The organism is Nannocystis punicea (assembly GCF_026965555.1).
In the GTDB taxonomy this organism is placed as follows: Bacteria; Myxococcota_A; Polyangia; order Nannocystales; family Nannocystaceae; genus Nannocystis; species Nannocystis punicea.
In genome coordinates this window covers 6251004-6274665 of sequence record NZ_CP114040.1, presented here as the reverse complement: position 1 = coordinate 6274665, position 23662 = coordinate 6251004, and the positions used below count along the sequence as shown (strand labels likewise).

The 23662-nt window shown below is 69.1% G+C and carries 19 protein-coding genes; 6 read left to right on the top strand and 13 right to left on the bottom strand.

Going from position 1 to position 23662, the window contains the following annotated elements; genetic code table 11:
• Positions 1-715 precede the first annotated feature (715 nt).
• Complete coding sequence (locus O0S08_RS24200; protein ID WP_269041603.1) at positions 716-1906, top strand: hypothetical protein; 1191 nt, start codon at positions 716-718, stop codon at positions 1904-1906.
• Positions 1907-2642: 736 nt separating this feature from the next.
• Here the strand turns inward: O0S08_RS24200 and O0S08_RS24195 are convergent.
• The 3 genes from O0S08_RS24195 to O0S08_RS24185 all read right to left on the bottom strand — a co-directional run bounded on the left by O0S08_RS24195 (position 2643) and on the right by O0S08_RS24185 (position 6829).
• Positions 2643-2867 carry a hypothetical protein gene (locus O0S08_RS24195; RefSeq protein WP_269041602.1) on the bottom strand — a complete coding sequence of 75 codons (225 nt, stop codon included), beginning with the start codon at positions 2865-2867 and terminating at the stop codon, positions 2643-2645.
• A gap of 136 nt (positions 2868-3003) precedes the next feature.
• Positions 3004-4413 (bottom strand): WS/DGAT/MGAT family O-acyltransferase, encoded by a 1410-nt coding sequence (locus O0S08_RS24190; protein ID WP_269041601.1) that lies wholly within the window; start codon positions 4411-4413, stop codon positions 3004-3006.
• Positions 4414-4552: 139 nt separating this feature from the next.
• On the bottom strand, positions 4553-6829 hold the full coding sequence (locus tag O0S08_RS24185; protein WP_269041867.1) for a copper-transporting P-type ATPase: 2277 nt from the start codon (positions 6827-6829) through the stop codon (positions 4553-4555).
• A gap of 280 nt (positions 6830-7109) precedes the next feature.
• On the opposite strand from O0S08_RS24185, the gene O0S08_RS24180 reads away from it, so the two are divergent.
• Positions 7110-8729, top strand: a complete 1620-nt coding sequence (locus tag O0S08_RS24180; protein WP_269041600.1) for a sensor histidine kinase — start codon at positions 7110-7112, stop codon at positions 8727-8729.
• A gap of 263 nt (positions 8730-8992) precedes the next feature.
• Here the strand turns inward: O0S08_RS24180 and O0S08_RS24175 are convergent, their stop codons facing one another.
• The 3 genes from O0S08_RS24175 to O0S08_RS24165 form a co-directional block, all read right to left on the bottom strand.
• Positions 8993-9742, bottom strand: coding sequence for a CPBP family intramembrane glutamic endopeptidase (locus tag O0S08_RS24175; protein ID WP_269041599.1), 750 nt, complete (start codon positions 9740-9742; stop codon positions 8993-8995).
• 15 nt (positions 9743-9757) lie between these two features.
• The gene (locus O0S08_RS24170) at positions 9758-10171 is read right to left on the bottom strand and encodes a hypothetical protein (RefSeq protein WP_269041598.1); all 414 of its coding nucleotides are present in this window, start codon (positions 10169-10171) and stop codon (positions 9758-9760) included.
• 160 nt (positions 10172-10331) lie between these two features.
• Positions 10332-10595, bottom strand: coding sequence for a hypothetical protein (locus O0S08_RS24165; RefSeq protein WP_269041597.1), 264 nt, complete (start codon positions 10593-10595; stop codon positions 10332-10334).
• Positions 10596-10647: 52 nt separating this feature from the next.
• Here O0S08_RS24165 and O0S08_RS24160 point away from each other — a divergent pair, with 52 nt between their 5' ends.
• Entirely contained in the window at positions 10648-11463 is an 816-nt protein-coding gene (locus tag O0S08_RS24160) for a hypothetical protein (protein WP_269041596.1), read from the top strand.
• A gap of 4 nt (positions 11464-11467) precedes the next feature.
• On the opposite strand, the gene O0S08_RS24155 is transcribed toward O0S08_RS24160, so the two are convergent.
• Positions 11468-13150, bottom strand: coding sequence for a hypothetical protein (locus tag O0S08_RS24155; RefSeq protein ID WP_269041595.1), 1683 nt, complete (start codon positions 13148-13150; stop codon positions 11468-11470).
• A 94-nt stretch (positions 13151-13244) separates the two neighbouring features.
• On the bottom strand, positions 13245-14156 hold the full coding sequence (locus O0S08_RS24150; RefSeq protein WP_269041594.1) for a hypothetical protein: 912 nt from the start codon (positions 14154-14156) through the stop codon (positions 13245-13247).
• A 176-nt stretch (positions 14157-14332) separates the two neighbouring features.
• Between O0S08_RS24150 and O0S08_RS24145 the strand changes: the two genes are divergently transcribed.
• Positions 14333-16894, top strand: coding sequence for a protein kinase domain-containing protein (locus O0S08_RS24145; RefSeq protein ID WP_269041593.1), 2562 nt, complete (start codon positions 14333-14335; stop codon positions 16892-16894).
• Positions 16895-16961: 67 nt separating this feature from the next.
• On the opposite strand, the gene O0S08_RS24140 is transcribed toward O0S08_RS24145, so the two are convergent.
• Positions 16962-17810 carry a helix-turn-helix domain-containing protein gene (locus O0S08_RS24140; RefSeq protein ID WP_269041592.1) on the bottom strand — a complete coding sequence of 283 codons (849 nt, stop codon included), beginning with the start codon at positions 17808-17810 and terminating at the stop codon, positions 16962-16964.
• Between the two features lie 497 nt (positions 17811-18307).
• Here O0S08_RS24140 and O0S08_RS24135 point away from each other — a divergent pair, with 497 nt between their 5' ends.
• Complete coding sequence (locus tag O0S08_RS24135) at positions 18308-18559, top strand: hypothetical protein (protein ID WP_269041591.1); 252 nt, start codon at positions 18308-18310, stop codon at positions 18557-18559.
• Between the two features lie 162 nt (positions 18560-18721).
• A complete protein-coding gene (locus O0S08_RS24130; RefSeq protein WP_269041590.1) occupies positions 18722-19501 on the top strand; it encodes a hypothetical protein in 780 nt (259 codons plus the stop codon).
• Position 19502: 1 nt separating this feature from the next.
• Here O0S08_RS24130 and O0S08_RS24125 read toward each other — a convergent pair whose 3' ends face one another.
• The 4 genes from O0S08_RS24125 to O0S08_RS24110 form a co-directional block, all read right to left on the bottom strand.
• Positions 19503-19907 (bottom strand): DUF1330 domain-containing protein, encoded by a 405-nt coding sequence (locus O0S08_RS24125; RefSeq protein ID WP_269041589.1) that lies wholly within the window; start codon positions 19905-19907, stop codon positions 19503-19505.
• A gap of 118 nt (positions 19908-20025) precedes the next feature.
• A complete protein-coding gene (locus O0S08_RS24120; RefSeq protein ID WP_269041588.1) occupies positions 20026-21558 on the bottom strand; it encodes a metallophosphoesterase in 1533 nt (510 codons plus the stop codon).
• A 163-nt stretch (positions 21559-21721) separates the two neighbouring features.
• Positions 21722-22474: a hypothetical protein gene (locus O0S08_RS24115; protein ID WP_269041587.1), complete on the bottom strand. Its 753-nt coding sequence runs from the start codon at positions 22472-22474 to the stop codon at positions 21722-21724.
• Between the two features lie 76 nt (positions 22475-22550).
• A complete protein-coding gene (locus O0S08_RS24110) occupies positions 22551-23462 on the bottom strand; it encodes a Vgb family protein (protein WP_269041586.1) in 912 nt (303 codons plus the stop codon).
• Positions 23463-23662: the final 200 nt, after the last annotated feature.

The following is a 23662-nucleotide window of genomic DNA, read 5'->3' as shown; positions in this document are numbered from 1 at the left end:
ACTGAGGTTCCAACCACCAACACAATGGTCACCCCCGGCGAGAGCGGCACCCGCACCAACTGCCCTCGCTGTAATCGTCCCGCAACGCGCTGCCCGCGTCGCTGACCCCAGAGTTCGAGCGCGATGTCCGACCGCCCCGTTTGAGCTCCCCGCGCCCGCCGATCTCCCCGACCTCGTCGCGTCCGTCCCGCCCCCAGTGACATGTCGGCGACGGCCGGGTCGGCTCGGTGGCTCGGTGCTCGACGCCCGCACCTCGAGGCCAACGCTTCCGAGGAAGTCTTGGCAGGGAGAAGATGGCCGCCACCTCCTTCGAGACCCGAGTCCGAGGCGAACAGCGACGAGACGGCGTTGCGGAGGCCGCCCATCGCATAAGGCCCATGCCGCGACAGCTGCCTGGACGCGTCACGAGCTCAGATTCGAACTTGCCGCCCCTCCTTTGCTCGTCGATGTCCGGTCCCACGCCCGCCATCGCGGTCCCAAAGGGCGACATCGTCCGTTCGCGGACCACGACTTTGAAAAATACGTGCGGTGCCCTTAGAGAATGCGCATTTTAACACTTGGTCGAGGTGCCGAGCGGCGTCGACCAGCATCGACGGGGCTTGACAGGGACTAAGGGTTAGGCGAACTTGCGCCCAAGTCGAAACGACGAAGCATTCGCAGAACGCGAAGAATGACGACTCTCCCCTTCACGGGGCATGAACAAGGAGCGTGAACCATGACTACGTCGAACAGTTATGTTATCCTCTACAAGGATTACGCTGATGATAAATCTCAACAGTTTCGCATTGAGCTGGACAACTACAACCCGAGCGTCGTCCATTCCCTCGTTGGCACGTTTCAGGATTGTACATCTTTCGTGCGCTACAACATCCCGAAGGGGCACGTCGTCACGCTGCTCGACAATGTGACGACGTCAAAGTTTCCCTTCCTCGACAGGGCCGGCAGGGTCTATGACATCATCGGCGACGGAGCAGAGCACGTAGTCGATCTGCGGCAGTACAACATGAACGACTGCGTTTCCGCTTTCGTGTGGCGGATCGTCGATCTGTCTCAGGGCTATGTGTTCCTGTTCGAAGGCGCCGACTTCACGGGCGCGCGGACGACGGTTTTTCCTTCGGAGTGGGAGTTCAACAAAGACCACAGCATGGTCGAATGGTACATCAACGATAGGCTCAGCGCGATCAAGTGGCAGGGCCTGCTCGACACCGTCAACATGATTCTCTACGAACACATCGGGGGTGGAGTGAGTTTCCAGAACGTCGGCCGGGGCCAAGGGGAAGTCGCCAATTTGAAGACCGTGTCGTTCAATGACACCGCAAGCTCGTTCAAGTTCACTCGCGTCACGCCCGTGAAGGAGGTAATCCAGGACGTTGTCATCCACGATGTCGTCCCGCACAACCAGACGAGCAGCACGCTGGAATCGAAGGGCGCCGTCAACGCGAAAGATCAACCCGCGATCCTCAACTTCAATTACACCGGGAGCGTCACCGAGTCGACCTCCGTCACGGTCACCACCACGCACAGCACTGGCGGTGCCATTGACTATTCGTATACGTGGGAGACCCCCTCGGGCGGTAGAGGGGGTACGCTAGCCCTGGCGCTCAACTACAACTACGAGGCTTCCGACAGCAACACGAAGAGCCACGAGGAAACGCGCACGGTTTCTACCAACGAGACATACACGGCCCCGGCGCAGACGAGGTGGGATTACCGATGGATCGCCCAAACCGGCAAGGTGGATCTCCAGTTCACGACCACCGCCACTCGCTGGTACACGACACCGTTCGCCGGTACCGTCTTGGACAACGGATACTATAAACGCGACGAGACGGTGAGCGGCAGATTCACCGGGGTGATGTTCGTGAAGACCGAATCCAACTTCCGTACCGAAGACCTTGACCCGTAGCGGGCCGCGGCAGTCTGGGGTCGAGGAACTCCACCTTGTCGACCATTAAGGGCGGGGGCACCCGGACAGCCGGCCCTCCGCTCCGGTCGTGCTGGGGCACGAAGCGGCGGACGGGGACAGGTTGGCCGGCGGCCGCCGAAGGTGCGGTGGACGGGGCGCGACGGCGGGGTCGCCCTGACCACCAGCGACGAGACGCTCGCCGAGGAGCGAGGTCTTGATCGGGGTGTGCATGGCAAGGAGGTGACGCCCGGGCGCCCAGGAGCCGCACGTGAGGCGTAACCGTCCAGTGTACCGCGTCTTGACCCAAGCGCCCGACGCGGGTTACGTCGGAGGGGCGTGATGACGAGCAGTAGCGGTGAGAGGGACGTTGGCGGCCGACCGCTGCTGACATGCAGCGCCACGTCCATACGTCCACGAGCCGCTCGGGCCCGTAGCTCGGCCCGATCGCTATCGCCGTGAGCTGTGTCGGCCAATCCACAAAGAGCCGCTCGGGCGATTCAGGTGTCGTTGTGAGCCAGGAAGAAAGTCGGCGGCGGCACCGTGGGAACGGCCCCTCACCATGTTGGCATCGACCGCCTTTGCAGCGACGGAGGAGAGATCATGACCATGCGGACGAGTACGACCATACGAACGACCGGGATCGCCGCCCTGTCCGTCGCCGCCGGCGCCTGGCTGTGGGGCAACGACGGCCCGGAGAAGCAGACTCGACCGGCAACCGAGGGGCTACGGCGGCCGTTCACCCGCGGCGACGCGGCCGCGGCTCGGAGTCGGGGTCGAGGAGCTGCCCGAACACTGTCTGCAGCATCCCGACCGCCGGCGCGATCTCGCGGGCGATCACCCACGTCACGAGACCCATCGGCGCTCCGATCACGACGACCACGAACAGGGTCGACAACCCGGCGCTCAGGTCGGGCCGCCTCACGCGCGCGAGGAGGCGCCGGTGGACGGGCCCGAAGGTCAATGTCAACACTCCTGCCCACAGAAGCACATCGACGAAAGGCTCGAGCATCAACCAACAGAGGTAGAACGCGCCCGCCACCGTTGCGAGCAGGACGAGTCTGCGAGCCTGTTCGCGCCGGCCGGCGGTTGTTTCATCTTCATTCATGGGACAGGTCGGGATGACCGCGCTCCGGCCCTTCGCGCTGGGCCGCGACGACGAGCTCGGCGAGCGCGTGCTCGCATTCTGCGAGCAGGAGGCGGGGATCGGGGATGGTGTCGGGGCAACCGACCGCGGCGAGATGCACCGTGTCGCGGTAGCTCCAGACCGTCAGATTGAGTCCGATCTGTTCGAGCAGCGGCCCGCCGAGGTAGACGCTGTCGAGCGCGGAGCCGACGAGGTATTGCGTCCCCCTCGCCCCGCGCACGTTCGAGATCACGAGGTTGACCGGCGGTCGCGGCAGGCGCGGCAGCACCTGGTCCATGAATAGCCGTATCAGCCAGGGGCGCGCGTACTCGCTCCATTGCTCGAGCAAGCCGCCGACCTCGTGATCGTGGGCGTCCTTGGCTGCCGCCGTGAGCGCGTGGATCTCTCGCAGTCGCGCCAGCGGATCGGCGACATCCGTGCGCAGCGAGACGAGGAGGCTCGATACCTTGTTTCCGCTGAGCCGGCCGTCCTCGAGTCCGCCAGTGGCGACCGGCACGCTCGCCAGCAACGGTCGTCGATGGACCTCGCTGTGGTGATCCATGAAGCGCCGAAGCGCGCCGGCGGCGACGCCGAGGACGACGTCGTTGAGCGTGCAACCAGTCAGGGTCTTGATGGTCAGCACGTCCGCGAGCGGCAGGTCGACCGTGGCGAAGCTGCGTCGCGGCGTGAGCGGGGCGTTGAACGCGGTCCGGGGCCCGGAAAAAGGGAGTGAGAGCCTGTGGCCGCGCGTGCGCCGCAGCAGCTGCACGCCGGCGCGCGCCGTCCTTCCGAAGAGGCGTGGCAGCCGGGACAGGCCCCGCAGGCGATCGCGGAGCGCGTCGAGGACGAGCTGTCGCGCGCCGGGCAGCGGCTCCGCGGTCCACGTGCTCGTCGGGGGCGCCACGTCGTGGTCGTCCCGTTCGCTGGCCATCACTCGCTCCAGCACTGTGGTCATCGCCGCGCCGTCGATGACCGCGTGGTGCACCTTGCATATGAGCGCCACCCGGTTCCCTTCGAGACCTTCGACGAACGTGATCTCCCACAGAGGGCGGGCGCGGCTCATGTGAGTCGAGAGGATCTCGCCGACCAGAGACTCGAGGGCGCGTCTGTCGCCGGGGGGCGCCAGCTTCGCCCGTCGCAGGTGTTGGGAGAGGTCGAGCGTGGGATCCTCAATCCACACCGGATGGTAGAGGTCGCCCGGAACCTCCACGATTCTGCGCCGGAGCAGGGGGACCAGGTGGATGCGGCGCTCGAACAGCTGCCTGATCCGGGCGAAGGAGTAGCCGCCGGGTACCTGCGACACGTCCATGAGCATGACGTTGACTGTGTGCATCGACACCGACGGCGACTCCATGTAAAGGAAGCTCGCGTCGAGTCCGGTCATTCGCTGCATCGGACGCGTCCGCGGCGAAGTGTGGCCGCGAGTTTTGGGCGCGCCAGCGGGCGGCCGAGCCATGTCGCACGGTCACTGGCGGTCAGGCAGCGGCGCGAGGTGCGACGCGACGTATGGCACCGCACTCTGTTCAGACCTTCAGCCGACGCAGCCGGAGCGCGTTGACGGTCACCGAGACCGAGCTCAGCGACATGACCGCGAGCACGACGCCGGGGTCGAGCAAGCGTCCGAACGCCGGGTAGAGAATGCCCGCGGCGATCGGGACGGCCGCGGCGTTGTAGATCAATGCGAGGATCAGGTTCTGTTTGACGTTGCCGATGGCTGCCCGACTGAGCCGGCGCGCCCGCACGACGCCGCGGAGGTCGCCCTTGACCAGCGTGATATCCGCGCTGTCTCTCGCCAGGTCCGCGCCTGTGCCCATTGCGACGCCGACGTGCGCGCATGCCAGCGCAGGCGCGTCGTCGATGCCGTCGCCGGCCATGGCGACGCGCCGTCCTTGCGCCTGCAGTCGGGCGATCGCGCCTGCCTTTTGATCGGGTTCCACTCCAGCCATGACTTCGTCGATGCCGAGCTTGCGCGCCAGCACGTCGGCCGTCGTCCGATCGTCGCCGGTGATCATCACCACGCGGAGACCCTCGGCGCGGAGCGCTGCCATCGCTTCCGGTGTGCTCGCCTTGATCGGATCGCTGACATCGACGAGGCCGACGATCGCCCCGTCGACTGCGACGAGCATGACGGTGTGTCCCTCAGCGCGGAGCGTATGGGCGTGCTCGACGTTCGCTCCGAGCGCGACACCGAGGCGGCGCATCAGCGTCAGGTTGCCGACCGCGACGCGATGCCCGTCGACGACGCCTGTCACGCCCTCGCCCGGCATCGCCGTGAGCTGCTCCGCCGCGGCGAGCTCGAGCCGGCGGGATGCTGCTTCCTCGACGATCGCCGCCGCCCCTGGGTGCTCGCTGCCGCGCTCGAGGCTCGCCGCGAGCCGCAGGATCCCCGCCTCGTCCATCTCCGCCGTGGCGACGATCGCGGCGAGCTTCGGCCTCCCCTCGGTCAGCGTGCCCGTCTTGTCGACGACGAGGGTGTCGACGCGCCGCATCATCTCCATCGCCTCGGTGTTCTTGAACAGCACGCCGGCGGTCGCCGCGCGCCCGGCCGCGACCATGATCGACATCGGCGTCGCCAGTCCCAGCGCGCACGGACAGGCGATGATCAGCACCGAGGCCGCATTGATCAGGGCGTACGCCATTCGCGGCTCGGGGCCCCACACGCCCCACACGAGGAACGTGAGGCCCGCCAGGCCCGCCATGACCGGCACGAGGTACGCGGCGGCGACGTCGGCGAGCCGCTGGATGGGCGCGCGAGTTCGCCGGCCCTCCGCGACCATCGCCACGATGCGCGCGAGCAACACGTCCGCGCCCACTCGCTCCGCGCGAACGAGGAGCGCGCTGCCACCGTTGCGAGTGGAGCCGATGACGAAGTCTCCCGCGCGCTTTTCGGCCGCAATCGGGTCACCGGTCACCATCGATTCGTCGACGAAGCTGTGCCCCTCGAGCACGATGCCGTCGACCGGGACCTTGTCGCCGGGCCTGACCCGCAGACGATCGCCGACGCGGAGCACCTCGAGCGGGACCTCCTCCTCGCTGCCGTCCTGGGTGAGCCGCCGGGCTGATTGCGCCGCCATGTCGAGCATCCTGCGGACCGCCGCCCCGGGCCGGTGGCGGGCGAGCAGCTCCAACACCCGTCCCAGGAGCCCGAGCGTGATGAAGACAGACGCGGCCGCGAAGTGCACGGCGACCTGCCCGTCCTGGTTCCGGAACTTTGATGGAAAGATCTGCGGCACGAACGCCGCGACCAGGCTGTAGCCATAGGCCACGGCGGCGCCGAGCCCCGCCAGAGTGAAGACATCGAGGCGGCGGCTGCGCCGCGACAGCGCCGGCCGGGCATAAAACGGCCACGCGGCCCACGTGCATACCGGCGACGCCAGCACCACCTGGACGAGCACAGGCCACCGAAGCGCTCCGCGCGCTGACGAGAGGTCATGAACGGCGAGCAGGAGCAGCGGGATCGTCAGCAGCGCCGCCACCCACAATCGTCGCTTCATCGCCCGCAGATCGCCGCTCTCTTCGATCCCCGTGCGAGGGACCCCACGCGGCTCGAGCGCCCTGCCGCAGAGGGAACAAATGCCGGGCTCGCTTCGGAGCATGTGCGAATGCACCGGGCACACCCATTCGAGGCGACGCAGGGCCGCCGAGGTCCCGACCGGCTCGAGAGGCGTGCCGCACTTGGGGCACGTCCCCAGGGCCGGCTGACGCACCTCCGGATGGCTGGTGCAGGTGAATGCTCCTGAGACCGGCTCCCGACTCGTAAAGGGCGCTCTGGGCGCCGGATGCCCCGGCACGCGTGCCATGACGTTCTTGTGGGCGGCAAGGCAGCCGACCGCAAGCTCGCGGCGCGGCGCGAGCACAGACGCCAACGCCGGCGCTCGCGGCGAAAAACGACTTGCGCGACGCGCACACGAGCTTAGGGCTCCTGAATGCGACAGCGCTCCGCCCAAATTGCTCGGTCCGCTCGATTCTGAGGACCGATGTCGGCGTTCTCTGATTACGTCTTCCCAAACGAAGCGCGAGAGCCGTCAGGTCGTCGACGCGCCGTCTACCGCGGCACAGATCACGGAGTACAATGATGGTGTGGCGTCCTCGACCGGTTTCCTCGACCGTCATGGCGACGAGATCCTCAAGACGTGGGCCAGCGAGGCCAGCCGCGCGGCGTCGGCCCGCGGGCTCTCCGACGTCGAGCTCAAGAATTTGATGCCGATCTGTCTGGCGGCGCTGACGGGCGGCGCCGACTTGAAGGTAGTCATGCGTCACATCGAGAGCCACCTGTCGGATCGGATCCGCTGGGGCTTCGAGGTCGGGGAGGTGGTGGAGGAGTTCGCCATTCTCCAGCGCTGCATCTCGTCCTGTGCGGCGTCGGCCCCGGCGGATGAACGGCCGTCCCCCGACGAGCTCGCGCGGATCTTCCTCGCCCTGCAGAGCATCATGGTGCGGACGACCGACTCGTTCCAAATGCACATGCAGCTCGACGAGCAGCGCGAGAAGCGTTACCTCCGACAGTTGCGAACGCTGGCCGACAAAGCGCTGCGCACGCCCGGGGCGCCGCTCGGAGAGCATCTGAAAGCGATGCTGGCGGTGATCATGGAGGCGATGGCCGCGCAGTGCGCGGCGCTGTTCCTGTACGATCCGCGCAGCGAACTGCTGGTGACGCGGGCCGCGGTCGGGCTCGCCGAGGACGACTTGCAAGAGATCGTGACGTCGCTCGACCCCGCCACGGTCACCGGCCTGATGGCCACGAGCGAGGAGCCGGTCGCCATCGACGACGTCGCTACCACCGAGCTCGTGGTCAGCGACGCGCTGCGGGGCAGCGGCATCCACTCGCTGCTCGGCGTGCGTCTCCCGCGGCGCGACCGGATCCGCGGCGTGATGTACATCGGCACGCGCACGCAGGGGCCGTTCTCCGTCCGTGAGCGCCGGCGCATCGAAGCGCTCGGCGAGGGGATGACCCTGCACCTCGAGAACGGGCAACTGCACGCGGAGCTGCGGCTTCGGATCGACGAGCTCGAGGCCGAACGCGCCCTGCGGGAGCGCTTCACGGCCATCCTCGCGCACGATCTCCGCGGTCCGCTGGCCAGCGCCAAGATGAGCGCCCAGACCCTGGTCCGGCTCGGCGACCGGGCCGCCCGACCCGAGGTCGTCGCCCGGATCGAGCGCAACCTCGAGCGCGTCGATCTCATGATCCGCGACTTGCTCGACGTCAGCCGAATGGAGGCCGGCCAGCGCTTGCCGCTGAACATCGACTGGTGCGACCTCCGCGAGGTCGCCGAGGACGTCGTCCAGGACCTCGAGGCCCAGTACGGCCCGCGCTTCGCGATCGAAGCCGACGGGGAATTCCGCGGCATGTGGAGCCGCGACGAGCTCCGCCGGGCGGTGTGGAACCTCGCCGTCAACGCGGTCAAGTACGGGCGGGCCGACACGCAGGTCGCCATCCGGCTCGCGCGTCGCGGCGGTGACGTGCGCCTGTCGGTCCACAACTTCGGTGACCCGATCCCCGCCGAGCACCGCGAGCACATCTTCGACGTGTTCTCGCGGCGGCGCCGGGCGCCGCAGGCAGGAGAGAGCTGGGGGCTCGGGCTGGCGTTCGTCCGCGCCTGCGCCGAGGCCCACGGCGGCAACGTCGAGGTCGAGAGTGCCACCGAGGGGACTACCTTCACGATCACGCTGCCGTTCGACGCTCGGCCGCATCAGAAGTAAGCAGGCGGGGTCCGTTCGGGCGCGAGGACCTGGGCCGGGTGGGGGTCGAAGGTGACGAGGGACGCGGAGGCCGTCGAAGGCGCCGATGCACGCTGCCGTGCCGGAGGGAAGGGGCGTGGGCTGCCGCTGGAGGCGCATGGCGACCGGCCGCCGCGCATCCGGGGCCCTGGACTGGCCTGGACGCCCCCCCCGGGCCCAGCCTCGGGGCCGCGGGTCGGCGGGCCGTCGTGCCAGGAACAGCCCGCCCCAGAACGCCGTGCCGCTCACCGCCCGCAGAGCCAGTCGAGGATCGCGGCGTCCCCGAGCACGTGTCGACCGTGCGAGCTTGCGGCGAACCACAGGTTGTTCGCAGCGTGGAGCACGACGCCGGGGAGGATCGATCCGGTGCGGAGGAAGACCCAGCCGAGCGCCAGGGCGACGAGGAGATAGCCGGTGTTCCAGCCGTAGCCGTAGAGGTAGTGCAGGACCACGAACACGCCGCCGCCGATCGCCAGCGCGTGTGAGTCCTTGAACCGCTCGCGGAGCGCGGACAGCAGGAGAGAGCGATACACGATCTCCTCGTAGAGCGGCGCGAGCAGGACCATGCAGATCGTGTCTCGCACGAACACGGGCCACGGGTAGACCACCGGGACCCGTAGTGCCCGCTCGCCCAGATCGCACACGAGACTCGGGAGCGCGAGCCGCCCGAGGACCAGCACCACCGCCGCCGCGAGGATCGCTACGGCCGCGACCTTGGCGAGCCAGCGCAGCGCCGGCCCGTGCCGCGCCACGGCAAGCCCGAGCTCGGGCGCACTGAACCAGCCGGAGCGCAGCGCCCACGCGAGGGCGACACCCGCGATCAGACAGCGGCCGGCTTGGTAGCTGGCGTAGAACCCGGCTTCGCCGTCGATGAGGCCGAGCGCCCCGAGGACCGGGATGTGCGTAGCGACCCACGCGAAGTCGGCGAGGATCGTGGCGACGACAAGCGCCCCCCGCTTCTGCGAGGGGCGCTGCGGTGGCGTCGGCGCGTCCATGCCGACACGAGTCTATCAGGGCTTGCCGCCGCCGAACGGCTGGGTCCCCGGGTTATTCGGGGCGCCGCCGGAGTGCCCGGAGGGACAACTGCATCCGTCCACGAGCGCAGCGGCGGCGATCACGACGACCACAAGGAACCATACCGCCGACTTCTCGGTTTCGATCGCGAGATCGCCGAGCCCTTGCCCGAGCTGTTCGTCAGTCAGCGGCTCGCCGTGAATCGGGCACGGGAGCGCGACGTGGGCGGTGATGAAGCGGTAGCTGTCGAGGATACGGGTGTGTGTCACGTCCGCGAAGCTGTCGGGCGTGAGCGCGGCGAAGCGGCTCCGCTTGTGCGCGGCGAGGCGTTCCGAACGGGCGTCGTCGGGCTTTTTGGCCGCGGCGAGGCTGCGCTCGAGGATCTTGTTCAAGGTGGCGAGTGCGATCATGGTTCTCTTCCTCCGCATGGGTCAGGGCCGAGGCCGCCACGCCGCGATGTTGGGCGGGCTTCCTCCACGACATCGGCTGTCACGGCGCCACGCGCGGAGGGGCGCGAGGCCGGTGGTGTACCGTGTTAGATCGACAGAGCGCCGTGCAGGTTGCCGCGGACTACGGCCCCCGTGTGGTGACATCGCCCGCCGCACGCGCTAGCCTGAACATCATGCGCCGTCTCGCGCTCGCCGCTCTCGCCGCTCTCGCCGCCTGCAACAACGGCGAGGGGCCGGGGCCGGGATTCGGCTCGAGCATCACGACCGCTCCGCAGGGGACAAGCTCGAGCGGTGACGCGTCGACGTCGACGTCGACGACCACCAGCTCGGCGGAGGACTCGGCCGCGGCGTCGAACAGCTCCACCAGCTCGGCGGGCTTCGGCATCCCAGATGGCGGTACGCCGCCGGACGGCGGCGACAAGCCGCCGCCAGGCTGCATGGGCAAGGTCGATCTCATTTTCTCGATCAGCTCCCGCAACACGATGAAGAACCAGCAGGACGCTCTCAAGGCGAGCTTTCCGGGCTTCATCGACACCCTTGAGACCGAATTCGCCGGCTTCGACTACCACATCGTCACGCCGCGTCAGTATGGCCCGCCGTGGGGGATCCCGGGCTGTGAGGACTGCGTCGACACCTGCCCGACCGGGCCGCAGGACTATCCGTGCGGGGCGGTGCTCGAGCCTTGCGACACGGTGCAGGGCGCGGGGATTACCTTCTCGGCGGGGTGGGACGCGAGCAACGAGCGGTGTGACCTCGCCGGCGGCCACCGCTACATCACCGCGGGCCAGCCGGATCTGATCGGCGCGTTCACTTGCGTCGGGTCGGTCGGTACCAGCGGCGGCGGGTTGGTCGCCGGGGCCGCCGTCAGCTCACTGACGGATGAGATCAACGCGCCGGCCGGCTGCAACGCGGGATTTCTCCGCGATGACGCGCTCCTCGTGGTCGTCGCCATCGATGACGTCTGGGACGAGTTCAGCGCGGGCACGCCCCAGGATTGGGCGGACGCGCTGGTCGAGGCCAAGGGCGGCGATGCGGACGCGGTGGTGCTGCTCGTGATCACGAACGACATCGACGATCCGGACGGTCTGTGCGGCTACGAGGGCATCCCCCCGGGCTATCACAAGCTCCGCACCTGGACGGAGCTGCTTCCCCATTCAGTGTTCGGGTCGATGTGCGTCGCCAGCTACGATGGGTACTTCGCCGCCGCCGCGGCGAAGATCAAGGCGCAGTGCGACGTGTTCGTGCCGAAGTGAGCGTCTACGGGTAGAGCCGCAGCGCGAACGCACGCGGCTGCAGGTCGGAGAATTCGCTCCCCACGACGGACACGTGACCCCAGGGGCCGATGGCGAGCCCCGCGGCGTCGTCGGGCCCCTGGCCCGGCCCGTTGCGGACGACGTCCCAGGCGTGCGCGCCGAGTGGGCCGGGGATGGCGAAGATCCAGGCGTCCGTGTCAGTGGCCGGTTGCTTGCGTGAGCCGGCGATGATGATCTTGCCCTCGCGATCCTCGCCGATTGCGTAGCCGATCGCGTCGTTCCCCGGCGTGGGCTCGACCCGCACGGGCCCGGCCTGGCCCGCGGCCGAGAACCAGCGTGTCATCACCTGACGGATCGTAAATAGATTACGCCCCCAGCCAACGGTTACGAACCCGCCCCCACGGAGCGGTGCGACCCCCATCGCGCCGTCCTCCGCGAGGATCTCGCCGGGCGAGGTCCACTCGTCGAGGAGCTCTCCCGCGAGCGAGTACCGCAGCACGACCGCGCGCCGATAGGTCTTGTTGTCGTCGCCCCAGATCATGCGCTCGCCAACGACGATGACTTCGTCGCCGACGATGGCCACGCCGCGGCCGATCTCGTCCAGCTTGTTCGGCGGGTCGTCGGCGAGAGACGCGGCGAAAGGCGCCTCGTGAAGCAGCGCTCCGTCCTCGGCCGCCAGCCACCATACCCGGAGGTCATGCGTGCCAGGCGACACCTCGAGCGCGCCGACGACGATCACGAAGGGGCCCGCGACCGTGACCGCGAGCGCTTTAGTCTTGAGGTCACCCGTCGCCTTCCACTCGAACGACAGCGGCTTGTCGAGCCACACCTTGGACACCGCCCACATCGGCCCGAGTTGCGTCGACGCGACGAACACCGCGCCGTCGTCGCTGGCGGCGATCGCCGGTCCGCTCCCCGCGGACGCGAGCGCGACCTTACCGAGCGCGACCGGGCCCGCCTCGAGCTTGCCGGTCGCCCCGTCGATCTTCACCGCGACCGCCTCGAGCCCCTGTTGTGTCTCGTAGAAGCCCGCGGCGGCGATCGCCGCGTCGTCGAGTAGCGTCGCGCTCGTGAAGCCGTTGATCGGCCCGACCTGCACGTAGGGCGGCCAGACGTCGATGCCGCCGGGCGCGACGTCGATCGTCAGGTCCTTCTCGGCTTGCCCGCTCACGCCGTCGGCGGCATGCGCGACGGCGCGGATCGTGTGCGTGCCGTCGCCGGGGACGTTGTCCGACGTCACCTCGAACACGCAGACCGGATCCCCCGGCGTCGCGCCGAGCGCGAGGGGCACGTCCCCGTCGAACACGTCGATCGTCGCGACCGGGCGCGACGTTGACACCATGACCTGCACCTCGCCGACCTTGTCCACCGACGTCGGCGTCAGAAATACCTCCACGTTGACCGGCAGGGCCTTTCCGTCGTCGGTGGTGGTGCCGGTCGCGCCGTCGCTCGCTGTCCCGCCGTCGGTCGCCGACGCGCTCCCCGACGTCGCCTCACCGATCGTCGCGCTCGCGTCTGCGGTGCTGGCCGTCGTGTCGGCCGTAGTGCTCGCTGGGCTCGGATCGTCGGCGGTCGATCCGCTGGTCCCGTCGCTGATCGGGTATGCCCCCCCTTGCTGCAGGAGCTGATCGAAGTCTCCCGCGCAGGCGGCGAGGACGGCGACGGACAGAAGCGTGCGGCGGACCATCGTTGCGATGGTACCACGCGCGGGTCCGCGCGCGAAGTCGTGGCGCCACGTCCAGGCGCGTTGACGACGTTTCATTTCTCCCAAGGGGGTATCCCTAGAAGCGCCCGAAAAGCGAAAGGCCGGCGCCCTGGGGCCCGCCGTAGGGCGCGAGGCGGGCCCGGTCGGTCGTCGGGCGCAGCTTGCCGCGGGCGATCATGCCGATGCCGACCGCCCCGAGGACGGCCGCCGAGATAGCGAGGCCGATCTTGGCGCCCTTCGTCCACGCCCCCACAGATCCCAGGTCACTCATGCGCTGCGCCTGCTCCGGCGTCCGGTGGCCCGCCTGCTCGATCTCGGCGATCAACGTCTCGAGGTCGCTGTACGCCCCGGCGCGGCGGACCTGCACGGGAATAATGGCGAGGGCGGCGAGGGCGGCCGTGCCGAGCAAGACCCCGCCGGCGATCGTCAGGCCGCTGGCGCGCGGAGGCGTGCGGCCCGTCGTCGGCGGTGTCATCGCGGGCGAAGGTTCGCGCCCCTGCTCGGGCTCCGCCACGGGGCTGGGCTTGGGCTCGGTTGTCGGCTGCACGCAAGGGGGCGCGACGAAGCCCGTGTCGCCGCGTGCGGCCGCTTCAGCGTGCGAGGCGAGGCCGGCGCGCGCTTCGTCGCGGAAGTCCGTCGCCTCGGGCGGTGGGGTGTCCGTGCGCGCGAGAACCCGCTCCGCGGTGGCGAGCAGTTGGCACAGGTGCGTGGCGTCGTTCGTGCGCTGGTACGCGACGCGCCGCGCGGTCACGGCGAGCGTGAGCAGATCGCCGAGGTCTTTGACGTCGGACGTGTCCGCGAGTCTCGACTCCACCAGCTCGGCAGCGGCGATGAGCCGCTCCAGCGGCGCGAGGTTGTCGGCGGTAATCGTCGGGTCGGCCGCCGTGATCTCGTCGTTGATCTCGGCGTTGGTCGCCGTGGGCGACAGCGGCGGCGCCGCCAGGGTGGGCCCCGCAAGGACGAGGGAGAGCAAGGCGCGTGCGGGCATGGGTTCGTTGTACCACCACGCGGGCCGATCGTGCTCTGGCTCGTGTTGAAAGAGGGATGAAGGTGGCCGAACGAGGGATGAAGCGGGGCCGGGCGTGAGACGAGACAGGCGTGAAAAAGGCTGGAAAGGTCTTTAGGCGGTCTTTCTCGCCTGGAGCTGTGGCACTCTTGGCGACGATGGACAGCCCCCTCACCCCACGCTCCGGGCCCAAGCCGACGTGGCCCATCTACAAGGAAGTAGGCGCCGACTTCATCGGCGAGCTACTCGACGGGCGCTACAAGATCGTCCGACGCCTGGCGAAGGGCGGCATGGCCCACGTGTTCTTGGCCAAGGATCTCACGCGCAAGTGCTACGTCGCTATCAAGCTCCTGCGCGCCTGCAGCCCGGACGCGCGGCGCCGGTTCGCGGTCGAGGCGGAGATCCTGAGCAACATTCAGCACGAGAACATCGTGCGAGCGATCGCGTTCGGACACACGGACGATGAGCAACCGTACATCGCGCTCGAGCACCTCGACGGCGAGCCCTCGTCACAGCGCCTCACAAACGGCCCGCTCCCGTGGCGCGAGGTCGCCGCGATCGGCATTCAGATCGCCGACGCGTTGCACGCCCTACATCGCGTCGGCGTGATCCACCGCGACATCAAGCCGGACAACATCATCCTGACGATCGGCGCCGATCGGCGTGTGGCGAAGCTGATCGATCTCGGCCTGGCGAGCGTCGGCGCTCCGTTCCACGAGACCCAGGACGCGCGCTTCACCCCGCCCGTGATCCGCCACAAGACCCAGCTCGGCCGGGCGATCGGCACGCCGGACTATCTTCCGCCGGAGGCGGGGCTCTGCGACGCCAATCCGCTCCTGGACGTGTACCTGCTCGGCGCCACGCTCTACCAGCTCTGCACCCAGCTCCTGCCGAAGCTGACAGGGCTCCGGCCGATCCACGAGGTGAACCCCAGCAGCGAGGTGCCGGAGGACTTTTCGCGACTTCTCCGCTCGGCGCTCGAGCCCGAGGCGAGCGATCGGCTACCGTCCGCGGATCACCTGCGCCGCGGGCTCGAGGCGATCCTCGCGGCGCACCCGCCAACGTCGCGCCGAGACCTGTTCGGCGGCAGCTTCGACCGCTTGGAGGTCATCGGCGTCGGCGCGAGCGCGGTGGTCTTCCGCGCCTCCGATCGTGGGCTGTCACGCGAGGTCGCGCTCAAGGTGCTGCGCGACGCGAAGCCGAGCGAGGACGACGCGATCCGCTTTCACCGCGCGGCGAAGATCCTGTCGGCGCTGCGCCACCCGAACATCCCGCAGATCCACCACTACGGGGTCGAGGGCCGGGAGGCGTTCACGATCACGGAGCTGTGCGACGGCTCGCCGGCGACGGACGTCACAAGCCTCGACAGGCATTTGCGCCCCGACGATGTGCTGACGGTGGGGCGTCAGCTCGCGAGCGCACTCATGGCCGTGCATGCGGTCGACCTCGTGTACCGCGACCTGCACGCGGGCAACATCCTGATCGCACGCGGAGAAAAGCCGCAGGCGTGGATCTTCGACTTCGACCACGCGCAGGTCTCGCCCGGGTTCTACGCCCACCTGACGGAGCGGTGGGCGACGCCGCCGGAGGCACGCGCGGAGCCCAAGAGCGAGAAGCCGCTTCGAAACATGGACTACGCGGCGCCGGAAGTTCGCAGCGGCGGGGCGTTTACTGCCGCGAGCGACGTGTTCGCGCTCGGACTGTTGCTCTACCGCCTGCTCACGGGCTTGCGCCCGTTCCCGCCGGGCGGCAGCGAGCCCGTACCGGCGCGCAAGGTGTGTCCCGAGTGCCCGTCCGGCCTCGAGTCCTTGCTCATCGCCATGGTGAACCCGAGCCCGAGCGGTCGGCCCACGCTGCGGGCCGTGGAGGAAGCGCTCGCGGCGGAAGAGGAAGAGCTTGAAGCCGTCAAGCGCGAGGAAGCCGAGGCCGAGCAGGAAGCCGCGGCGGCCGCGCCAACTGTCCCGGTCGCGCCGGCCGTGTTGAGCGCGACGCCGGAGAGCGCACCCGTTGCGAGCGCTGCCGCGGTCGAAGGGCCAACACCTTCGCAAGCGACCACCGCCGCTGCAGAAGCGGCGCCCGTCGATCTGCCGACCGGCACGTCGCGCGTGACTCCCATCGTTTGGCGCGGCGGCTTGTGGGGGCTCCTTGCGCTGATGGTTGCGGTCGCGGTTGGCGTGGTCGTGGGACGCGTGACCGCGCCTGGCGATATCGCGGCGCAGCTTGCCGGGGACGTGCAGGGCGCCGATGCGCCGATGATGCCGTCGCCGACCCCGCCGCCCAGCATGGAGGAGAAGTCGCGCACTTCGACCGGCGAGGGGCTGACCAAGCCAGCGACTGCCGAGGTCGCGCCGATGAAGTCGTCGCACGAGGGTAAGCCGCCGAACCCAGCCCAGACGACCGACGCGACCGGCAAGCGACCCTCGGCGTTGCGTCGCACACAGCCGTCGCCGCGTGGCGCGGTAACGACGGCAGAGGCGACCGCCGCAGCGCAAAACGCCATAAAAGTGCTGCGCGTCTGCAAGGACATCCCCGGCGCTATCACGGCCGACCTCGACGTCGTTCGGGGCAAGGGCGTCGTGGTCACGCTCAACGCCCGCGCGCCGGCTCCCGACGATCCGCGCTACCCCTGGCACGCCTGCGCCCACGATGCACTCGAGCGCGTTCGCTTCCCGGTGAGCGAGATCGCCGGGCGCGTGCGTGTCCGCCTCCCGCTCGAGTGAGCGCTCAAACAGCGCGGCTTGACGTAGCGGTCGTAGGCGATGCCCGGGGCGCTTGATCGTTGGCGCGCTACGAGCGGCCCCGAGACTGCATTACGATGGCCGCAGCACCCGCGCCCACAGCGACACACGACACGCCGAACAGGAGCTTGCGGCCGAGACTCCAGTCCTTCCGGGCGGACAGCTCGGCGAGCTCGGCCCGATCCTGCACGCGCAGCTGCTCGAGCTCGCGGTTCGCCTGCGTCAGTCTGGCGATCTCGGCTTCATCTTCCGCCCGGAGGCGCTCGAGCGCGGCGTTCAAGCCACGCAGCCTTTCGAGCTCGGCGGCGTCGTCTGCGATCCGCTTCTCGAGCGCGACGTTGATCTCGTGGAGTCTGCTGATACGCTCGGTCAACTCGGCCGCGAGCGCCTCGGCCTTCGCTTGCGCCGCGCGCTCGGCCGCCGCTGACATCGTGGGCGTCGGGTTCGGGACGGCCCACAGGTGGCGCGCCCTCGTCTCCTGTTTCACGGCCTCCACTTCCTCGATGCCGACGACGATCGCCTGCTCGACCTCCGCACCCATGAAGCTGACGAGCCCGAATTCCTGCTCGGCGCCCAGCGTAGCGACGAGACGATCGAACGTCGCCAGCGTCGGGTTCGGATCGGGATCGTTGAGAAGGCTGCTGAGCTGAGAGCGGTTGATGCCGGAGACCTTGGCGAGCGCCGACACGGTCAGAATCTGCTCGCGCGCAATGCTCTCTCTGATCCGCGCCACGACTGCGGCAGGCTCGTTGACCTCGATACCATGGAAGCGAGCTCCGGCCTTGTGCACGAGTTCGAGGTAAAGCCCTAGCTTCGGGTTTGGCTCGGGCTGATCGAACAACGCGAGCACGTGAGCGAAGCTGTGTTCCGAGCGCTCCGCGAGCTCTTGCTTCGTCAAGCCCGAACGTCGCAGCCATCCCTCCAACTCCCCGAACCACCGACGCGTGCCCATAGTCGTCCATCGTACGGCCCAGGGCACGCCGGTCAAGCACCTGTTGCTCCGCGCGATCCAACACCGGTGGTCGCGCCGGAGCAACCTGCATGGTGTGCGGGCCGCCGCTCGAGATGATGACGACCTCGGGCTGGCCGTCGAGGTCGAAGTCGCCGACGCCGTGGTAGCCGCCGACGACGGCGTTGGGGCCGTTGCGGAGGTCCCAAAGGATGTCGCCGTCGGCCCGGTAGGCGCGCTGGCCGTCGGTGATGTCGAGGAAGCCGTCGCCGTCGAGGTCGCTGAGGCCGGTGAGGCGCTGACCCCAGCTGGTGGCGGGATCGAGCTCCATCTCGACGGCGCCGGTGACCCCGTCGAGGAGGGTGAAGCCGACGAGCACCTCGGGGGTGCCGTCCTGATCGACGTCGCCGATGGCGGGCGCCTGGTTGCCGCAATGGACCTTGGTCGTGTCCGGTTGGGTCCAGAGGGTGGTGCCGTCGGCGTTGAAGGCGATGACGCCGGTGTTCTGGGCGATGGCGTCGCAACACGCGACGCCGGCCGGCCCGGGGTTCATGCAGCCGACGATCTCGGGCACGCCGTCGCCGGTGAGGTCCGCGGCCGCGAGGCCGCCGCCGGGCTGGACGACGTTGGGCACGCTGAACTTCTCCACGAGCTGGCCGCCGACCACCGAGATGGCGTGGAGCGTGCCCTGCTTGTAATACGCGCCGCCGCTGAAGGTGCTGAAGACGATCTCGGGGATGTCCTTCTCGTTGACCTTGCCGTCGCAGTCGTCGTCGTCCAGGTTGATGACGATCGGCGACATCATGACGTCGGAGGAATAGGGCGGGGTGACCTGGCCGCCCCAGGCGTGCTTGAGGACGATGCCGAAGTCGTTGACCGGCGGGACGACCTCGCACTTCGGCAGGCAGGTGATGGGCTCGCCCTCCATCGGCTCGACGCCGTCGGGGCACTCGGGCGGCTGGGGCAGGCACTTGCCGCTGTCGAGGGAGACGCCGCCCATGCACATCGGCGGCTGCTCGGCCTCGCCGAGGGTATATTCACAGTACGATCCGTCAGGGCAATCGGTGGCGTCGACGCAGTCGTCGCCGGGGACGACGCACTGCTGGAAGGAGCACACCTCGCCGACGCCGCAGCAGGTGTCGGTGCAGGCCTGGTTGATCGGGCAGCACACCTCGCCGACGCAGACGCCGTCCTCGCAGGTGTCGGCGCACGCCGGGCCCATGTCGGGGCCGGGCCCGGTGGTGACGCCCATGCTGGTCTCGGTGGCGGTCGATTCGCCGGTCTCGCTGGTGGTCGGGCCGCCGGTCGCGGTGGTGCCATTCGTCTCGCCGACGGTGCCCGCGGTGTCGGGGCCGCCCGTGGTCGGCGGCGGGGTCCCGGTGCTGTCGGTGACGCCGCTGGTGGGCCCGGTGGTGGTGGCGGTGGTGGTGGCGACCGCGGTGTCGGTGCCGGTGCCGGTGCCGTCGCCGCACGCGGCGAGCCAGAACAACGCTCCCGTCCACAGCGCACGCCGCTGCGAGCCGATCGAATTCCTATGCATGCGCCACGAGAGCACGAGTCCGCCGAGGCCGCAAGCGCCGGCGATCGCGGCCGTGCGGGCGGGAGCGCGCCCTCGGCGAGACTGGGGAGGGGCGCCATGAGCTACTCGTGCGGACGGGTGACGATGAGCCGCGCGTCCGCGAGCGCTGCGTGGCGGTGGATCGCGATCTGCTGATAATCCGGATCGCCGATCATCCGCAGGAAGGCGCCGACGCTCGGGTAACGCACGACGAGGACTTCGTCCCAGTGCTCGCCCGCGGGGGCGATGAAGGCGAGCAGGGCCGCCGCGCGCCGCACCAGCACCGCGCCGACGCGCTCGAGGTGGACCTGCACCTGTGCGCCGTAACGGAGATACGCCTCGCGTCCGGAGCACGCCGGGACGCCGTCGGGGTAGTCGGCGCGCTCGCGGAAGCGGAGCAGGTTGAGCATCTCGACAGGGCCGGCGTCCGGGTCGAGGGCCGCGAGGGCAGCGAGGGTCGCGCGCGTCGGTTCGAGGACGGTCGTCATTGCCGAGACGATAAATCGCGGCCGGCCCAACACGTCACCTCGCGGTGACCGCGAGCGGGACGAGCCTGGCGAACGACGGCGCGGGCGCACGCGTGTCGCCCGCGAGGCGTCGGGGCTGTCACTCGACGGTGAAGGTCCGCATCGGGGTCGTGACCTTCGCGCCGCACTCCTTGACGATCGCGTACCACTCGTAGGTGGCGCCGGGCTTCAAGTCGCTGACGGTGTGGACGAGCGCGGCGTCGTGGCCGGCGACCTCGCCGACGACCTCGAACACGCCGGTGGCCGCGGAGAGGTCGAGGGCCAGGGTGAACTGCTCCTGGGGGCCGGTCATCGACTTGTCGAGCGACGGCGAGTAGGTCTCGACCTTGACCTGGTCCTTCGCCGGCGAGAACCGCCAGATCCGCATGTAGCCGCAGCCGCCGGCGCAGTCGTCGGCGGGGACGATGAGGTCCTGGTAGTCGGCCAGCATCGAGTGGATCTTGTGGCCCATGTAGTTGTCGGTGCGGCGCGACCGGAACTCCTTGATGTGCCCGCTCGTCATCAGCTGGACGTTGTCGACCTTCTTCATCACTTCGTAGATCTTCTTGCCCTCGGCGGAGAAGTCGCCGTTGGCCTTGACGATGTGGTGCGAGTTGACGATGCCGAGCGCGTTCGGGTGATCCTCGAAGACACCCCTGGCCCACGCGAGGACGTCGGGGTCCTGGCCGAGCTCGCCGCGGTACTCCAGGCTCACCATGACGATATCGAGGTTGCCGGCGCGGACGAGGATCCAGTTGTTGTCGTTCTTGTTGCCGTAGTGCCCGCCGTAATACCCGCGGTCCTTGAAGCGGTCGACGCCGAAGTACTTGTTGAAGAAGGTGGTGGCGAACGGGACGTCGTCGTGGCTGCTGGCGCCGTTGTCGTGGTTGCCGACGGCGATCCCGTAGGGGATCCCGTCGGGGAACTTGGTCCCCGTCTTCTCGAGGGTGCTCATCGCAGTCTCGGCCCGCTGCCACTCGATCTCCTGCTGGTTGCCGTGCTGGACGACGTCGCCGTTGTGCAGCACTGCGACGATATTGTCGGTGTTGCGGTGATCCCACACCCATTTGGTCTGCGCCGGGTATTGGGGGAAGTTGCCGGGGAACTGGGTGTAGTTCTGCGTGTCCGGCAAAATGACGATTGTGAAGTCGTCGTCGGCGGTCAGGGCGTGCACCTCGCGGAGGTGGAACTTGGCCGTCGCGTCGGCGAGGAGCTGTCCGCCGATCGTGACCACGAGGTCGACCGACGGTCCGGGGACCGCGGCGCCGTCGGCAGGCGCGCTGGCCTCGGCCTGGAAGTCGGCCGGCGGCGTGTCCCCGCAGCCAGGCAGCGGCGGCTCGCCGGTGGTGCCCGGTTCGCCGGTGGTGCCCGGCTCGCCGCCGGTGCCCGGTTCGCCGGTGGTGGTGCCCGGCTCACCGCCGGTGCTCGCGGCGGTGGTGGTGACGGGCTGGTCGGTGGCGGTGGTGCCGTCGTCGGGGTTCGAGGTGCTGGTCGGGGCGCCGCTCTCGCTGCTGGTCGAGCTGCCGCCGCCGGTCGTCGACGCGGCGGAGGGATCGATCGCCGGAGCACCGTCCCCGCAGGCGGCGACGAGCGCGAGGAGGGCGATCGAGGAGAGTCGGAGACCTGCGAGCATCCCCGGATTATATACGCGGCGAGCGCCGGCGAGAGGTGTCGCCGATTCGGCCGCCCGACCTCGGCGAGCGAGGACGGGCGGCGTCACGCCGTACGAAGCAATCTTCGTCGATTGTGAGGACCGCGGCGAGCCGAACGGCGAAGCCGAGTTCGCGCGGGCGTCCTCATTCGAGCCAGTACAATTGCTTGTGCATCGAGGCGGCGTATCGCTGGAGGGCAGCCTCGGCCTTGCGGACTCCGGTGAACGTGGCGACCACGGCGCGGTTGCCGTTGTCGTCCTGCCGCCACAGTGCCCGCCGGTGCATGGCGAGTCCGTCGAATTCGTCGGCGAACGCGGCGACGTCGTTGTCGTCGATGACGAGGGTCTCGAACAGGTCGCGCACGGTCTCCTGCGGTTCGTCGGCCGCGGGGGCGCGGACCAGGGTCGGAAAATGGACGGCCGCGGGGCCCTCGAGCGGGCGCTGGAGGAGGAAGACCCGGCCGGTGCCCGGGGAGGCGAATTGCAGGAACTCGAACCAGCCGAGGCCGTCGAGGACGTGGCGCTCGGTCTCGAGATCGAGGCGCGCGGCGAACTCGCGCAGGGGGTCCTTCAGGCCGGCGACCTCGCGGAAGGTGCCGACGAGCGTGCCTCGCCGCAATCGCCGCAGCGACTCGGCGGCGTCGACGGGGCGGAAAATGTGCGGACTGTCGAGGTCGCGCGGCGGGACCCGCGAGTCGGCGTTCCAGAGGTCGTGGAGCGCTTCGGTGGCCAGACGATTGGCGGCCACAGGGCCCTCCTCCGTCCCACCCCAGGCGGATTGCGCCCACTGCTGCAAGGCGGCATGGGTCTCGCGCCCGTCGAGGAAGCCGCGCAGGCGACGGATCAATTCTTCGGTCAGGGCACGGATTCGGAGGTCGTCAGGATCACCGACTGGCATGCGCGGCGAGGATACCACGCGGGCCGCGAGTCCCGCGGGTCGTTGTCGCGCCGCGCCGTGCGCCGCGCCGCCAGGCTCACTGCGAGAGGCACTTCGGGTTCTTCGGGCCCTCATACGCGAGGGTGGCCGGATCGGTGCCGCGGAAGGTGAGGTAGAACGGGGCGCCGAGCGGACCTCCCTCCGAGCTGGGTTCGACGATGACGTCGAAGTTGCCGGTGTCGACGTCGTACCTCCGCACGGAGCCGGTGTTCTCGACGCTGCCGCCCGAGATCGGGACGTACAGGGCTCCGCCCGGTCCGAACAGCAGATCCTGGGCGAACGCCCGCGGCTCGCACGCGCAGCCGCCCGCCGGGTCCGGCTCGCAGTCGAACAGCTCGATCTGCTCGTCGAGGACGCCGACGCCGTCCACGAGCTCGAAGATCAAGATCTTGTCGGTGTCGCACGCGTCGGCGCGGAAGCTGGCGACGTAGAGCCGTCCGTCGGGCCCGAATACGAGGCCCTCGGGGCGGTGGAGGTCGCAATCGCAGGTGTCGCCGTCGACGACGACGTCGAGGAATTCGCCGGTGTCCGGATCGAAGCGCAGGATGTGGCCGCCGAGCTGGTCCGGGAGGTTCGTGACGGAGACGTACAGAGAACCATCCGGGCCGAACACGACGCCGCGCGGGCGGAACAGGCCGTCGAAGCCGGTGGTGTCGAGGTCTCCGAGGAACTCGCCGGTCCTCACGTCGAACGTGGTGAGCCTGCCGGGCAAGGTGGGGTCGCCGGGCTGGCCCAGGTCGGCGACGAAGAGGGTCTGGTGTTTGCCGAGGACGAGGCCGCGCGGGGCGAACGGGGCGTCTGGATCCGCCGTGGACACCAGCGCGTCGAGGAAGCTGCCGTCGATGCCGTCGTATCGCAGCACCTCGCCCGGGATGGGGACGCCGATGTTCTGATTGACGACCAGGAGCTCGCTGTTCGGGCCGCCGCGCTTGCCGAAGAGGAGGCCCATGGGCCCGAGGAGGCCGCCGCTCCCGGACGTCACGAAGTCGCCGAGGTAGTCGCCCGTATAGGATCGAACCTCGCCACCGTATCGTCGGACACATCGCCGATGAACAGCGAATCGGGCTTCGGCACCCGCCGGAGGCGTCGGCCGCGGCCGCAGCGGCGAGCCACCCGGCCGTCAGCCCGACAGCGGCGGCCATGAATGCC